Source organism: Paenibacillus sp. FSL K6-1330, assembly GCF_037976825.1.
Taxonomy (GTDB): domain Bacteria; phylum Bacillota; class Bacilli; order Paenibacillales; family Paenibacillaceae; genus Paenibacillus_AQ.
This window is the reverse complement of the sequence record NZ_CP150269.1, coordinates 313,334-327,437: the sequence shown is the minus strand read 5'-3', so window position 1 is coordinate 327,437 and position 14,104 is coordinate 313,334. Positions and strand designations below refer to the sequence as shown.

11 protein-coding genes are annotated in these 14,104 nt (G+C 53.5%); 5 read left to right on the top strand and 6 right to left on the bottom strand.

All coding sequences use genetic code 11. The features are described from left to right. Window positions 1–590: 590 nt before the first annotated feature. The 3 genes from NYE54_RS01490 to NYE54_RS01480 all read right to left on the bottom strand — a co-directional run bounded on the left by NYE54_RS01490 (window position 591) and on the right by NYE54_RS01480 (window position 6,632). A complete protein-coding gene (locus tag NYE54_RS01490; RefSeq protein WP_339269488.1) occupies window positions 591–1,781 on the bottom strand; it encodes an acetyl-CoA C-acyltransferase in 1,191 nt (396 codons plus the stop codon). A 232-nt stretch (window positions 1,782–2,013) separates the two neighbouring features. Next, window positions 2,014–4,455 carry a 3-hydroxyacyl-CoA dehydrogenase NAD-binding domain-containing protein gene (locus NYE54_RS01485; RefSeq protein WP_339269486.1) on the bottom strand — a complete coding sequence of 814 codons (2,442 nt, stop codon included), beginning with the start codon at window positions 4,453–4,455 and terminating at the stop codon, window positions 2,014–2,016. Beyond that, window positions 4,452–6,632 (bottom strand): (Fe-S)-binding protein, encoded by a 2,181-nt coding sequence (locus tag NYE54_RS01480; RefSeq protein ID WP_339269484.1) that lies wholly within the window; start codon window positions 6,630–6,632, stop codon window positions 4,452–4,454. Before NYE54_RS01480 ends, NYE54_RS01485 begins: the two co-directional genes overlap by 4 nt. Window positions 6,633–7,099: 467 nt before the next feature. Between NYE54_RS01480 and NYE54_RS01475 the strand changes: the two genes are divergently transcribed. The 3 genes from NYE54_RS01475 to NYE54_RS01465 all read left to right on the top strand — a co-directional run bounded on the left by NYE54_RS01475 (window position 7,100) and on the right by NYE54_RS01465 (window position 9,741). Continuing rightward, window positions 7,100–7,690: a TetR/AcrR family transcriptional regulator gene (locus NYE54_RS01475; protein WP_076322610.1), complete on the top strand. Its 591-nt coding sequence runs from the start codon at window positions 7,100–7,102 to the stop codon at window positions 7,688–7,690. A gap of 38 nt (window positions 7,691–7,728) precedes the next feature. After that, a complete protein-coding gene (locus tag NYE54_RS01470; protein ID WP_076322611.1) occupies window positions 7,729–8,496 on the top strand; it encodes an electron transfer flavoprotein subunit beta/FixA family protein in 768 nt (255 codons plus the stop codon). Window positions 8,497–8,763: 267 nt separating this feature from the next. After that, a complete protein-coding gene (locus NYE54_RS01465) occupies window positions 8,764–9,741 on the top strand; it encodes an electron transfer flavoprotein subunit alpha/FixB family protein (RefSeq protein ID WP_339269481.1) in 978 nt (325 codons plus the stop codon). Window positions 9,742–9,919: 178 nt separating this feature from the next. On the opposite strand, the gene NYE54_RS01460 is transcribed toward NYE54_RS01465, so the two are convergent. Further along, window positions 9,920–10,237 (bottom strand): MazG-like family protein, encoded by a 318-nt coding sequence (locus NYE54_RS01460; RefSeq protein WP_098741415.1) that lies wholly within the window; start codon window positions 10,235–10,237, stop codon window positions 9,920–9,922. 218 nt (window positions 10,238–10,455) lie between these two features. On the opposite strand from NYE54_RS01460, the gene NYE54_RS01455 reads away from it, so the two are divergent. After that, window positions 10,456–11,034, top strand: coding sequence for a TIGR00730 family Rossman fold protein (locus tag NYE54_RS01455; protein WP_339269479.1), 579 nt, complete (start codon window positions 10,456–10,458; stop codon window positions 11,032–11,034). Between the two features lie 166 nt (window positions 11,035–11,200). On the opposite strand, the gene NYE54_RS01450 is transcribed toward NYE54_RS01455, so the two are convergent. Together NYE54_RS01450 and NYE54_RS01445 are read right to left on the bottom strand one after the other, a co-directional pair. Further along, a complete protein-coding gene (locus NYE54_RS01450; RefSeq protein ID WP_339269477.1) occupies window positions 11,201–11,944 on the bottom strand; it encodes an SDR family oxidoreductase in 744 nt (247 codons plus the stop codon). A 311-nt stretch (window positions 11,945–12,255) separates the two neighbouring features. Next, window positions 12,256–12,921, bottom strand: coding sequence for a TetR family transcriptional regulator (locus NYE54_RS01445; protein ID WP_339269476.1), 666 nt, complete (start codon window positions 12,919–12,921; stop codon window positions 12,256–12,258). 159 nt (window positions 12,922–13,080) lie between these two features. Here NYE54_RS01445 and NYE54_RS01440 point away from each other — a divergent pair, with 159 nt between their 5' ends. Further along, entirely contained in the window at window positions 13,081–14,058 is a 978-nt protein-coding gene (locus NYE54_RS01440; protein ID WP_339269474.1) for a YafY family protein, read from the top strand. The last annotated feature ends 46 nt before the right edge of the window (window positions 14,059–14,104 follow it).

Below are 14,104 nucleotides of genomic sequence, written 5' to 3'. Positions count from 1 at the left end.
ATAAGGTGGAGTGCAAGGACTGCCTTGGTATTGCTAGGTTGCGGGCTGGGCATAGAGGTATAACTCGTGGCTCATTAGTGGCGCTCCGCGTGCGGATTGTACTTCCGATCGCTGTTGAGTTTGGATTTCAAGGAATGGCTCTATAAGTAGAAGAAATCCAAACTCAAAGGCGACCACTTCGTTTCTCCAGTACAATTCCGCTCTCTCCGCTAGGCTAGAGCACTCAGGTCCTGAGCCGTACCGACGGCTATCCTTGCACTCCCCTGTGGTTGGAGTGAGTGGTGCAGTGTCCGGTCCGGGTACGGAACGGACACCGCACTAAGACTACATCTCAGTGTGAATTGGCTAGTCATGCATCATTAGAAGATCATTGAACTTAGATATCGAAAACCTAGATCTGGTTCATTGAATACATTCAGAAGCATTGTTGAACTAAAATTCCCTAGCACCTTGCTTGGGAGCTACTAGTTCCTTGAGAACTGATAGCGCGAATCGAACCACGCTGAGCAGCGGCAAGGACTAATGCGGGAATCCCTCCCCAAGCCCCTTTGGGGTATGGAAGGAAATTTCTTCTTGCCACAACCTACTCCTTACGCCCCTGCGGCGTGCACCTCGAACACCCCCGCGGCGCCCATACCGCCGCCGATACACATGCTCACGACGCCGTAGCCGCCGCCGCGGCGGGCGAGCTCGGAGACGAGGCTGACGGTCAGCTTGGCACCGGTGCAGCCGAGCGGATGGCCGAGCGCAATGGCGCCGCCATTGACGTTGACTTTGCTCTCGTCGATACCCAAAGCGCGAATGATGTGGAGGCATTGCGAAGCGAACGCTTCGTTAATCTCGAACACATCCACTTGATCCAGCTCGATCCCCGCCATGCGCAGCGCCTTCGGGATCGCTTCGACGGGGCCGACGCCCATAATTTCCGGCTCTACGCCTGCCAGGGCAAACGACTTGAAGGTAGCCAGCGGGGTAAGGCCCAGCTGCTCCGCTTTCTCGCGGCTCATAACGGCAACCGCCGCCGCGCCGTCACTCGTCTGCGACGCGTTACCCGCGGTAACTGAGCCTCCGAGGGCAAAGGCCGGCTTCAGTTTGCCCAGCACATCCGGAGTCGTGTCCGGCCGAACCCCTTCATCCGTATCAAAGGCAAAGGTTTTGCTGCGCACCTTGCCCTGCTCGTCGGCCGCAGCCAGCGTTACGTTCACCGGTACGATCTCGTCCCGGAACTTGCCTTCGGAGATAGCGGCGGCAGCTTTACGGTGACTGCTGGCCGCGAAGGCATCCTGCGCCTCGCGGGTGATGCCGAAGCGGCGAGCCACCTCTTCCGCGGTATGCCCCATGCCGATGTACACCTCTGACATCTCTTCGACAATCGTCGGATGCGGCGCCGGCTTGAAGCCGGTCATCGGCACATGGCTCATGCTCTCGACGCCGCCAGCGACGATCACCTCGGCATAACCGAGCATAATGCGCTCCGCCGCGAAAGCGATCGCCTGAAGTCCCGAGGAACAGAAACGATTGACGGTCAGCGCGGGTACCGTCACGGGATATCCCGCATACAGCGAGATAATCCGCGCGACATTCAGGCCTTGCTCGCCTTCCGGCATCGCGCAGCCGAGGATGATGTCCTCGACGTCCTCTTTTTTCAGGCCCGGCGCACGCTCAATGACGGCTTCCAGTACGGCTTTGCCGAGATCCTCCACGCGCGTCTGGGCAAAACTGCCCTTCTTCGCCTTCCCCACCGGAGTACGGGCAAGGGATACTATGACTGCTTCTCTCATGCCATTCACCTCATCAACTTGAAATGGTTGGATCCAATACCGATATGATTGCGGGCCGCTAATCGGCCGTGAAATGAATTCGTAACGGCGGAACTGATTAAAGAGTCTCCATCATTAAACTTCGCCAGCATGGATAACCTGCCACCATGTGCTGTATGCAGCGTCGATTTGGCGAATCGCACGTTGCGAAAGATGGTGTATCTCTTTTAGCTGAAGCAGCTCTCTTAAAGCCCTAATTCCGCAGCGGCTTGCCTTTCGCCAGCATATGCTGCATGCGCTGCTGGGTCTTGACCTCGCCGAGCAGGCTGAGGAAGGCTTCGCGCTCCAGGTCGAGCAGATGCTGCTCGCTCACCACGGTTCCCGCAGGAACATCGCCGCCCGTCAGGATGTGCGCCAGCTTCTTCGCGATCAACAGATCGTGATCGCTGATATAACCGCTGCGCTTCATGTCGATGGCGCCCATCTGGAGCACGGCCCGGCCATCACGGCCAACAACGCGGGCTTTGCCCGGCTGCGGCGGAACATAGCCTGCCCGGTCCATCTCTAATACCGCCTGCTTCGCTTCATAAATCCGGTAGTCCTGGTTCATGACCACCGAATCCCCGCTGCGCCCATAACCCATGCGGATCGCTTCATGTCCGCTGGTTGACGCCTTCGCCATCGCCACCATCTCGAAGATTTTGTTGATCTCCGGCTGGAGGTCGCTGTCCTTGTCGGGATGACGGTTGCTGGTCATGAGCGCCAGCTCCTTGCAGCCGCCGCCTGCCGGAATGAGGCCCACGCCCGTCTCCACCAGGCCGAAATAGGTCTCCGCCGAGAAGATGATCCGGTCGGCCGGCAGGCATGCTTCCACGCCGCCGCCAAGTGTCATCCGGTGAGGTGCAGCCACAACCGGCTTCTCCAGCGCTTTCAGCTTCATCATGCTGCCCTGGAACAGACGGATGATGTCATCCACCTCATCCCAGTCGCCGCTCTGCGCTTCCATCAGCATGAGCATCAGATTGGCGCCGACGCAGAAGTTGCGGCCTTCGTTCGCGAGCACCAGCCCGCGATAATTCGCCCGAACCTCTTCTACGCTCTGCTGGATCATGACCAGAATATCGGCACCGATTGCATTGTTCGGGGAAGTGAATTCAAGACACGCTACGCCATCCCCAATGTCGATCAGGTTCGCCCCCGTGTTCGAGCGAATGACCCGGTTTTGCGATTTGAGTGCTTGCAGCGAGATCAGCTCAGGCTGAACCTCAACGCCCTTATACTCACCTTTGAAATAATGGAACACCTCGCCGTCCTTCTGCTGATAGAAGGACTTGTTGCCGGCGGCAATCCAATCCTTCACCCAAGCCGGAACCGTCATGCCCTCTGCTTCCATACGCTGCACGGATTCAGGCAGTCCGATCAGATCCCACGTCTCGAATGGACCGAGCTCCCAGTTGAAACCCCATTTCATTGCGTTGTCAATGTCCTGAATGGAATCGGCGATTTCTCCCAACTTATCGGCCGCATAGACAAGCACTTGCTTCAATACATTCCAAGCCAGTTCCGAGTAACGGTCCTGCGTACCGAGGAATGCCTTGATCTTTCTCTTGGCTCCCTTCACCGCTTTGGCGGCTTCGATGGAAGCAGAGCTCACTTTGGCGCTCGGATTATACTCCATCGTGGATAGGTTAAGCGATAAGATTTTGCTGCCTTGTTCGCTCTTTACTTTTTTATAGAATCCCTGGCCGCCCTTCTCACCGATCCAGCCGCGGGTGACGAGTTCATTCATGACATCGGGAACCGTGAACACATCCTTCTCGTTCCCGTCCGGAACGGAGTCGTACACATTTCTGGCCACATGGACAAACGTATCGATGCCGACCAGATCCAGCGTACGGAAGGTGGCGCTCTTCGGACGCCCGAGAACAGGACCGGTGGCTGCATCGACTTCCTCCACGGTATAACTGTTCTTCACCATCTCTTGCAATGTGACCAGGAGCCCGTAGGTGCCGATCCGGTTCGAGATGAAGTTCGGCGTATCTTTCGCCAGCACAACCCCTTTACCAAGGCGCTTCGTGCAGAAATCAACCATAAACTTCGTAATGTCCGGATCGGTATCAAAGCCCGGGATAATCTCCAGCAGCTTCATATGACGCGGCGGATTAAAGAAATGGGTCCCCAGGAAGTGGCTGCGAAATTCCTCGCTGCAGTCCTCGACCATCGCATTAACGGAAATGCCGGAGGTATTCGTGCTGACGATCGATCCTTCTTTACGCACGCTCTCAATCTGTTTGAAGATGCTTTTCTTGATTTCCAGACGCTCCGTGACCACCTCAATGATCCAGTCCACGTCCTTCAGCTGGCTCAGATGATCCTCGGTATTGCCCGGGGTGATCCGGCCCACAAAATCAGCGCTGTACAGCGGAGCCGTGCTGGATTTAGGGAGAGCGGCAATCGCTTTGGAGGCCAGCCTGTTTCGTACCTTCGGATGATCCAGCGACAATCCGGCTTTTTCCTCTTCCGCGGTTAAGGAACTCGGAACGATGTCGAGCAGCAGGCAGGGAATGCCTGCGTTGGCGAGATGGGCGGCGATCCCCGACCCCATGACGCCCGAGCCGATCACGGCGGCTTTGGTTATGTTTCGACTGGCGATACCGGAACCGCTGACGGATTCCTTGGTAATGGTATTACTCATTGCACAACGACCTCCTGTTCATGGATTTCGGATAGACCGAATACGGATAACTCCAGGATTTCCGCGATATCTCGCGTTTTTACGCTTTCTTCCACTTCCTTCAGCTTCGTGCCGTCCTCCAGCATCGTCAGACAGAACGGACAGGCTGAACTGATCATCGTCGGGGATACGGCAAGCGCCTGCTCGGTGCGTGCCAGATTCACGCGCTTGCCCGCGTCTTCCTCCATCCACATCTGCCCGCCGCCGGCCCCGCAGCACATCCCGTTCTCGCGATTCCGCTCCATTTCCAGGAGCTCAACGCCAGGAATGGCGCGAAGCACGCTGCGCGGCTGATCGTACACATCGTTATACCGTCCCAGGTAGCAGGAGTCATGATAAGTAATTTTCTCCTGAACCTGATATTTAGGCTGAAGACGCCCTTCCTTCACCAGCTGGTCCAGCAGCTCCGTATGATGAATGACCTCGGCTTCAAGCCCAAACTCCGGGTACTCGTTCTTCAAAATATTGAAGGTATGCGGACAAGCTGTAACGATTCGTTTCACATCGTATTTCTGGAATGTCTCGATGTTCTCCGTGCACAGCTGCTGGAACAGAAATTCATTGCCCATGCGGCGCGGCGTATCGCCCGAATTCTTCTCCTCGTTGCCGAGAATGGCGAAGTTGACACCCGCTTCATTCATAAGCCGGACAAAAGCCTTGGTGATCTTGCGGCTGCGATTGTCGTAAGAGCCCATGGAGCCGACAAAGAACAGCACGTCGAAATCCGGGTTTTCCTTCACGGTCGGAATCTTCAGATCCAACGTCCCTTCCGGGTCGACCTCCTTCACCCACTTGCTCCGGTCCGCGCGGCTGATTCCCCAAGGGTTGCCTTGTCGCTCGATGTTTTGCATCGCGCGCTGGCCTTCCTGCGGCACGCTGCCCTCCATTAGAACGAGATGACGCCGAAGATCCACGATTTTGTCAACATGCTCATTCGCGACCGGGCACTGATCCTCGCAGTTGCGACAGGTCGTGCACGCCCAAATCTCTTCTTCCGTCATGACGCCGCCGATCAATTGAATGTCCTTCGGGTCTACGCCCTCGACCTGATGCCAAGAGCGCTTCTGCACGTCCATCGTCGGACCGATATCGGTAACGCCCTCGCCCTTCCAGCCAACAAGCGCCAGATCTGTCGCAGCCATTGTATGGACGCCGGGCGATCCAAACACCGAGGCTGGCATCCACGCTGATTTGGAGGTGAGCGCGGCACCTTTTTCCGTGAGATGATCCCTAAGCTTCACAATCATATGCATCGGCGACAGCAGCTTGCCTGTATTCGATGCCGGGCATACATTGGTGCACCTTCCACACTCGACGCAGGCATAGAAATCGAGCATCTGCTTCTGCGTGAAGTCCTCGATTTTGCCTACCCCGAATTCCTCCGCCTCTTCATCCTCCAGATCCAGCTTGCTGAGCTTGCCCGGGGGATCGGTTCGGCGGACCAGAATGTTGATCGGCGCTGTAATGAGGTGAAAATGCTTCGATTGCGGCACATAGATGAGGAAAGACAACAGAATCAACAGGTGCAGCCACCAGAACAGGTAATAACAAACCGTCACCGCCACCGGCGGCATCCAGGCAAACACGGCCGCAACGCTGGATGAGATCGGGGCCATTGCCGACCACGCCAGTCCTTCCATGAGCCGTTCAAAAGCCATCGTCAGCAGCACCGAAGCCATCAGCGTGGTGATGAAAAACACGACAATGCTTGGCTTCCAGCCCCGCTTGAGCCGTTTCAGCTTCTCGCCATAGCGGCGATAGGCCGCATAACCGATAGCGAGCAGGATCAGCGCAACCGTAATCTCCTGCATAAGGATAAAGCCGGCGTGCCCCGGGATCGGCAGGCTGTGGCCGGACAATCCCTTCCAGATGATGTCGAGCGCACCGAACTGTAAAATGATAAATCCGTAAAAAACGATAAAGTGCATGATGCCGCTCTTGCGGTCCTTAAAGAGCTTGCTCTGTCCGAATACCTGGATAGCGAATTGGCTCAGGCGTTCCTTCAGGTCCTTCTTCAGATTCGCTGGCTTGCCCAAACGGATATACAGGTACCGGCGATACACTACGGTGGCGAACATGTACACCGCCCAACCGGTGATCAAGACAAAGAGCAGTGCGTTGATTAAGGTTAGAAACATCTCTCTCAGCCCCTTGCGTTAAAAAATCCTTCTTTCTTCTGGTAGTCTGGTGCAGCGTCCCATTTTCCGAAGCTCCTGTCACTCCTTCCTAACTCTCGTCATATGTCCAGGTCGGGATAATATATGAAGCGCTTTCATTGCGAGAACAAAAATAGACCTCCACATCGTGCCGTGCCGACCACGCTAAACCGAACTTCATCTTTTCTGGCTGCATCTCTTCATCCGTACAACGCTCTCATCTGTACTTGCCTGCGGATACCCAGTGACTTGTTTCTTCCGGTTGAACTGCCGTCTATTGCTCTGATATGAACGCCTTATTCTGCTGCTCTGATCCATCTGCTTCATCCATTTCGCGCTTCTTCGTAACCCATCGTTGACAACGACATGAACGTATTTTATGATGGATACAAGAAATGAATGAGTATTCATTCATAATTTTAACTGTATTCTAACATCGGGGTGAGCATATGACAAGTAAAAAAAATGAAAAATACCACCTTATTCTCCAGGGCGCCCTGAAAGTATTCGCCGAGAACGGCTACCACCGGTCCCAGGTATCCAAGATCGCCAAGGCCGCCGGCGTGGCTGACGGCACCATCTATTTATACTTTAAGAGGAAGGAGGATATCCTGATCCGCCTGTTTCAGGAAAAGCTTGGCGAGTTGGTCGGCAAATTCCACGAAAGCGTGGAAGGAACCACGGACGCGGTGGAAGCACTGCGGACGGTTTGCAGCATCCATTTCTCAGAGCTGGAGAGCAATCCTGAGCTTGCTTATGTCACGCAGATTGAGCTGCGGCAGAGCGATTTGGAGCTGCGCAAGGAAATCGGCAGCGCATTGAAGCCATATATTGTGCTGATCGAGAATATCCTGGAACAGGGTATCAAAGAACAGAAATTCCGTTCCGATCTGAACGTCAAACTGGTGCGCAACCTGATTTTTGGCGCGATGGATGAAGCGGTAACCTCTTGGCTGATCTCCGGCCGCAAGTATTCTCTGTCCGATCAGGCGGATGAGACGCTTAGCTTTTTCCTGAACGGTGTTTCCAGCGGACAATAAGTCCCGCTGATATTCATATTGAAGGGAGCGTTTAACCGATGAAGATTGTGGTATTGCTTAAACAGACCTTTGACACGGAGGAAAAAATTACGATTGAGAACGGATCGATTGCCGAGGATGGGGTGAAATTCGTAATCAATCCGTATGACGAATATGCGGTGGAAGAAGCCGTGAAGCTTCGGGATGACCACGGCGGCAGCGTGACACTCCTGTCCGTCGGACCGGATCGTACGGCAGAGGCCTTGCGGACTGCGCTGGCCATGGGCGCTGATGATGCCGTGCTGATCTCCGACGAGCGAATTCCGGACGATGAATATGCGGTATCGAAGGTGCTGCATGCGTATTTGTCCAAGGAAAGCCCGGATCTGATCCTTGGCGGCAACTTCTCCGTAGACCGCGGTTCGGGTCAGGTGGCCATTCGCCTGGCAAGCCTTCTCGGTATTTCGCATGCCGGCTCCATTACCAAGCTTACACTGAACGGTACCACGGCTGAAGTGCATCGGGATGCCGAAGGCGATCTTGAAGTGCTGGAGGTTCAGCTCCCGGCGATCTTCACGGCACAGCAGGGATTGAACGAACCCCGCTATCCATCGCTGCCTGGCATCATGAAGGCTAAGAAAAAGCCATTTCAGACGTTGACACTAGATGATCTCGGGCTATCGGAAGCTGATATCCAGCCGGCAACAAAGCAAAGCGAGCTGTCACTGCCGCCGGAGCGAAGTGCCGGACGTATTCTGAAGGGTGAGCCCGCCGAAGTAGCACATGAGCTGGTATCCTTGCTCCGTACCCAGTCGAAAGTGATCTAATGAACGGGTGTACGGGTGTACCCTTTGACACCCGCTATTGAATGCGGTTACACGGAACCGACAGAGGGCCATGTCATCATTCCTTATGTATTCTGATTGTATGGTTTACGGGATGTCCGTCATGCACGCTTTTCGCTTGATACGTTTCGGGAATCCGGAGCAGCAGCGGTCGGAGGAAATCTCCTGAATTCGCTTAGGTTGCTCAGGCTGGTTAAATCGTCAAACTCTCTTCACTTCAATCTCAAATGGATCCTAGGAGGTTATGATATGAGCAAAACGATATTAGTGTATGCCGAGAACCGGGATGGAAAGCTGCGCCAGGTTGCCCTCGAGACGCTTGGTGCAGCTCGTTTGATTGCTGGTGACGGTGACAGCATCCGCATTCTGGTCGCAGGCTCGAATATTACCGAGGCCGTATCGGCCCTGAAAGCCTACGGTGCCGACACGATCTATACGGTTGAGCATGATGATCTGGAGAGCTATAATCCCGAAGCTTATATATCGGCCATTGAAGCGGTCATCGGTCAAGCGCAGCCTGATGCCGTCCTCTTCGGACATACGGCCATCGGCCGCGATTTAGCACCGCTTGTCGCCGCTTCCCTGAATGCCGGGCAAATTTCCGACGTAATCGCGATCGAGACTGAAGGTGGAGAAGCGGTGTTCACGCGTCCGCTATATGCGGGTAAAGCTTTTGAGAAGCGCGTCTTCCAGAACGGACCGTGGGTGGTCACGGTGCGTCCGAACAATATTCCCGCCGCGGAAGCCATCGAAGGTGCGGGCACCAGTATTGAGGACATCGCTTACCCGGCTCCTTCCCTCCGCTCTGTGGTAAAGGACGTCGTTCGCAAAACCACGGGAAAAATCGACCTCTCGGAAGCCAAAATCGTCATTTCCGGCGGTCGCGGCGTGAAGAGTGCGGAAGGCTTCCAGCCGCTGGAGGAGCTCGCGGACCTGCTCGGCGGGGCCGTCGGCGCATCGCGCGGAGCCTGTGATGCCGGCTACTGCGATTACGCGCTCCAGATCGGGCAGACCGGCAAAGTGGTCACGCCCGAGATCTATATTGCCTGCGGCATTAGCGGCGCCATCCAGCATCTGGCCGGCATGAGCCAATCGCGGGTCATTATTGCGATTAACAAAGACCCTGAGGCACCGATCTTCAAGGTAGCCGATTACGGCATCGTCGGCGATCTGTTCGATATCGTCCCGCTGCTGACGGAGGAATTCCGCAAGGTCCTGGTATCGTAAGACTTCTAATGGTTTATCCCACGATATATGTCAAAAAAGGCTGCTCCAAAAGGTCCAAGGGACCTGGGGCAGCCTTTTACTTCGTAAGTTTTGCCGTAATAATGCCCCTTCGACTATGAATCATTCCTGGGGGGCAGCCTCGTCAATGGGATGCAAAACAGGGTCTAGCGTATCACCTTTAAGAACCAAACCGCTTCAGCAGCTTCTGCTGATGGGCCGTAAATGCTTCTTCCAGCGAAATGCCATAAAGATCCGCCAACAGTGAAATGTTGCCGAGCACGTCGCCGATCTCCTCCACCAAATCCTGCTTGAGCTGTTCCTTGGATTGAACCTCCTCGTCGGGGCGGTCCCTGCCGATCTCATAAGCGCGGACGGCACGCGCCGTTTCCCCTGTCTCCTCCATCAAAAAACCAACGCGAATAAAGGGACCGTACTGGGTCCAGCCTCGCTCCCCGTAAAACTGTTTAATCCATTGCTGCGCTTCATTCATATCCATGCTTGTGCTACCTCCGCGATTCCCTGGGATCACTTAACCTTTACTTTTTACATAATTCAAGATCAAACTCATGATAATGCTAACATGTATGCCATAATATAAGTAGGTGCCATCTGATGAGCATTAACAGTATAGTCCATCGATGCCATGACATAAATCACTATATATAGTATAATTACTCAAATGAAATATCAACATCTTGTCAAGGAGTGTGCGAATTGAAATCTATATGTGTATTTGCAGGATCGAACATGGGGGAACACCCAGACTATCAAGCGAAAGCTGCCGAGCTCGGCAGACACATTGCTCACAACCAATATAAGCTTGTATACGGCGGCTCCAATATCGGATTGATGGGTGAAGTGGCTAATGCCGTTCTGCAGCATGGCGGTGAAGTTATCGGTGTGATGCCGAGCGGACTGTTTAAAGGTGAGATTGTACATACCGAGCTGACCCAGCTCATTGAAGTAGCGGATATGCATGAGCGCAAAGCGACGATGGCGAAACTGTCCGACGGGTTTATCGCCATGCCGGGCGGTTTTGGAACCTTTGAGGAATTGTTCGAAGTATTGTGCTGGTCGCAAATTGGAATTCATCAGAAGCCGATCGGACTGCTCAATGTCCGGGAGTATTATGAACCGTTCATGAAGCTGATTCAGTACAGTATCACGGAAGGTTTCTCCAATGCCTCCCACTTAAACCTGATCAACCTCTCCGATGACCCGCTCAAGCTGCTCGAGCTCATGGATAGCTACACGCCTCCGACGCTGGACTTGAAGTGGAAGGACCTAGATTAAGGGACGTTTACGGAGAATATCGATCATTCCCCCCACATTCAGGGGAAGCATTCTACTCACAAGTAGGTTGATGCGTAATTATGACCTTCTCCACGGATCGACCGTATCCCGTAACGAAAGGCACCGGACCCCCGGTGCCTTTTTTGTTTTGCAATATTGACGAGTATTACACAAACCCGCCGTTCACGCGGATCGTTTGACCTGTGATCCATTTCGATTCTTCGCCGGCCAGAAAAAGGACGGCCCCTGCGACATCGTCCGGTTCCCCCAGACGTCCGAAAGCATTCGTGCTTGCGATTCCCGCGATCTGTTCCTCCGATTTGCCAACCGTGAAGAGCTCCGTATTAATCGGTCCGGGTGCCACAGCGTTAATTCTAATTCCTTTGGGTCCGAATTCTTTAGCCAACTGACGCGTAAACTGCTCTACAGCGCCCTTCGTGCCAGCATATACGCTGTACGCCGGGAACATTTGCCCAACTACAGACGTCGAGAAATTGATGATGCGCCCGCCCGAATTCATATGGTGAAAAGCCTGCTGGATCGCAAAATAAGTCCCCTTCACATTAATCGCAAACTGCTGATCGAAATCTTCCTCCGTCATGGCCGCAATCGGCTTGGTTGTCATGATGCCGGCATTGTTCACGAGAATATCGATTCCGCCATAAGCCTCGATTGTTTCACTAAACAAACGTTCAATTGCTGCTACCTGACTTATATCGGCTTGAATGGCCCGGGCTTCGCTGCCGCCTTGCTTAATGGCGCTCACCACTTCCTCAGCTTTAGCGGGGCTGCTCGCATAGTTTATAACCACCTTAGCCCCGTTTTCCGCAAGCCTCTCCGCAATTTCACGCCCGATGCCTCTTGATGCTCCCGTTACGATAGCTACCTTGCCCGATAAACTCTTTGCCATGATACAACCTCCCGCATAGGAATTAGGTGCACGAATATCTCATCAGATGGATCCTCTGATCTGTACGTCTTTTTTGTAATTTGATTATATGTCTCTATATAACAAATTACAAGTGACAATTTTATATTTTTGTCATTTGTAATTGAATGAGAACAAAAAAAGACGCTATCCCATGCGAGTATCGCCAAGAATAGCATCTTTTTAACGTAGGTGGTGATCTCACCGCGCTAGCTCCCGCGGTGCTTTTGCAGTATCGCATAACGGCGGCCGCGAGCACTGCTTAGTTCCCGCTTACTATTATTCTCGCCTGTTTACTGTTTTGTGATTCCAGATAACAATAGCGCCCACACCGAGTCAAAATCGGCTTCAATCTCCTTCGAGGTCCACTGAGAGGCATGCGCCGGATGGTGAAACAGGGACGTTGCCATGAAAAAAGCTTTTGCCACCGACTCCGACTGGCCCGGCTTAAATTCACCGGTAAACATCCCTTGATCGATGATCTGGGCAATCTGTCCAATTAACAGCCTCACATGCGTATCAATCACCTTGACGGCGTCCAGCGTCACGGTCGTATACATGGCAAACATCTCGGGATCCTCAAGGACATAAGCCCGTTTGGCCCGGATGAGGGTATCCGTCCATAATCGCAAGCGATCAGCGGCGCTGCCTTCCGTTCCGTCTGCAATCTTCTGTAACGGATCCGCAATCCGCTGCAGCCATCGTTCCGTTACGGCTTCTCTCAGAGCGGCCTTGCTGGGAAAATGCCGGTATAGAGATCCATGGCTCACTTGAAGCGCCTTGGCAACATCGACAACCGAGGTCTTGTCAGGGCCATAGCGCCGAAGCGTCTGCTCGGCAGCGTCCAATATGGCTTCTTTCGTTAATGGTTGATCATGTGACATAGGTTCAATGAGCATAGAGACCTTGGATTTTCCGCCCAACTGCCCATCTTTACGCCCCCTCTCTGTTGAACACATTATAACAAACCATCATTCAATATCAATATTGAACTTTTGTTATTTGTTATACCTGGAATCCCCTCTTCATACCCTTGATCACACCCCCTCATGGATTGTTATAATAGCTTCATTAATCCGGATTTAACCTAAATAACATGAAGAAAGCGAGTGCTGTCCATGGCTAAGCTGGACTATCTGTTATCCATCCTATGGCTGCTTCGATCCCATAAAAAAATGACAGCCGAGCAATTGGCGGAGAGACTTGAGTTAAGTGTCCGAACGGTCTACCGATATATCGACACACTGGGTATGAGCGGAGTCCCCATCATATCCGAATCGGGGCATGGCGGGGGGTTCAGGCTGCCCGACTCTTTTTTAAGCGTGCCGCTGTTCTTCGAACTTACCGAGCTTAAAGCCATGGAACATAGTGTGCTTCTTGCCCGGCAAGCGGACTATCCGTTTACGGATGCTCTTGAAAAAGCACGAACTAAAATTGAACACCGTCTTCAGGAATCCCAATTGGAAGACTTGAGGCGTCATGTCGGCAGCATCCATATCCCCTCGCCATCCCAGAGTGCCTTGCTTCACCCTATGTTGCGCGAGTTAGAGCAAGCCATTGCCAGTCGGGAAACCCTGATCCTTCAATATGCGAAGTCCTTCAGCGGCTCCGCGGAGGAGCGCCACATTGATCCCTATGGGCTGATCTACCGGCTCGGCAAATGGTATTTGATTGCCTATTGCCATCAACGGGAAGCCCTCCGTGTATTCCGGGTAGACCGGATGAACAGCCTGTCCTTAACAGGCCGCACGTTTGAAATGCCGGAGCATTTCTCGGTACATGACTACATGAGCCGTATTCATGAGTATCAGGATCAGAATACGAAGGAGAACGAAACGACGTTGGTAACCGTTCGCCTTCAAGGGCTCACCGAGGTCCTGGACGCGATATGCAACCAGTGGTTCCTGCAGCCTTATCTTGTCACAAGAAGAACTGACGACGAAGCCGAATTCCGTATGCATCCGGATTGGATGCTGCAATACATGCCTTATCTGCTGCTTTCTTATGGCAGAGGAATTAATGTACTTGAGCCTCAGCAGCTGCGAACCATTCTTTCCGAGACAGCCCGAGACCTGGCCGCATATTACGAGGACTGATCCTTCGATAACTTCAGATAACTTCACTGACTCCTATGCAGTCAGT

Bases quoted from the DNA above. Each gene is read 5' to 3' on its own strand.
- NYE54_RS01490 (WP_339269488.1), bottom strand. From the start codon at position 1,781: ATGAGAGAAGCAGTCATAGTATCCCTTGCCCGTACTCCGGTGGGGAAG.
- NYE54_RS01485 (WP_339269486.1), bottom strand. From the start codon at position 4,455: ATGAGTAATACCATTACCAAGGAATCCGTCAGCGGTTCCGGTATCGCC.
- NYE54_RS01480 (WP_339269484.1), bottom strand. From the start codon at position 6,632: ATGTTTCTAACCTTAATCAACGCACTGCTCTTTGTCTTGATCACCGGT.
- NYE54_RS01475 (WP_076322610.1), top strand. From the start codon at position 7,100: ATGACAAGTAAAAAAAATGAAAAATACCACCTTATTCTCCAGGGCGCC.
- NYE54_RS01470 (WP_076322611.1), top strand. From the start codon at position 7,729: ATGAAGATTGTGGTATTGCTTAAACAGACCTTTGACACGGAGGAAAAA.
- NYE54_RS01465 (WP_339269481.1), top strand. From the start codon at position 8,764: ATGAGCAAAACGATATTAGTGTATGCCGAGAACCGGGATGGAAAGCTG.
- NYE54_RS01460 (WP_098741415.1), bottom strand. From the start codon at position 10,237: ATGGATATGAATGAAGCGCAGCAATGGATTAAACAGTTTTACGGGGAG.
- NYE54_RS01450 (WP_339269477.1), bottom strand. From the start codon at position 11,944: ATGGCAAAGAGTTTATCGGGCAAGGTAGCTATCGTAACGGGAGCATCA.
- NYE54_RS01445 (WP_339269476.1), bottom strand. From the start codon at position 12,921: ATGTGTTCAACAGAGAGGGGGCGTAAAGATGGGCAGTTGGGCGGAAAA.
- NYE54_RS01440 (WP_339269474.1), top strand. From the start codon at position 13,081: ATGGCTAAGCTGGACTATCTGTTATCCATCCTATGGCTGCTTCGATCC.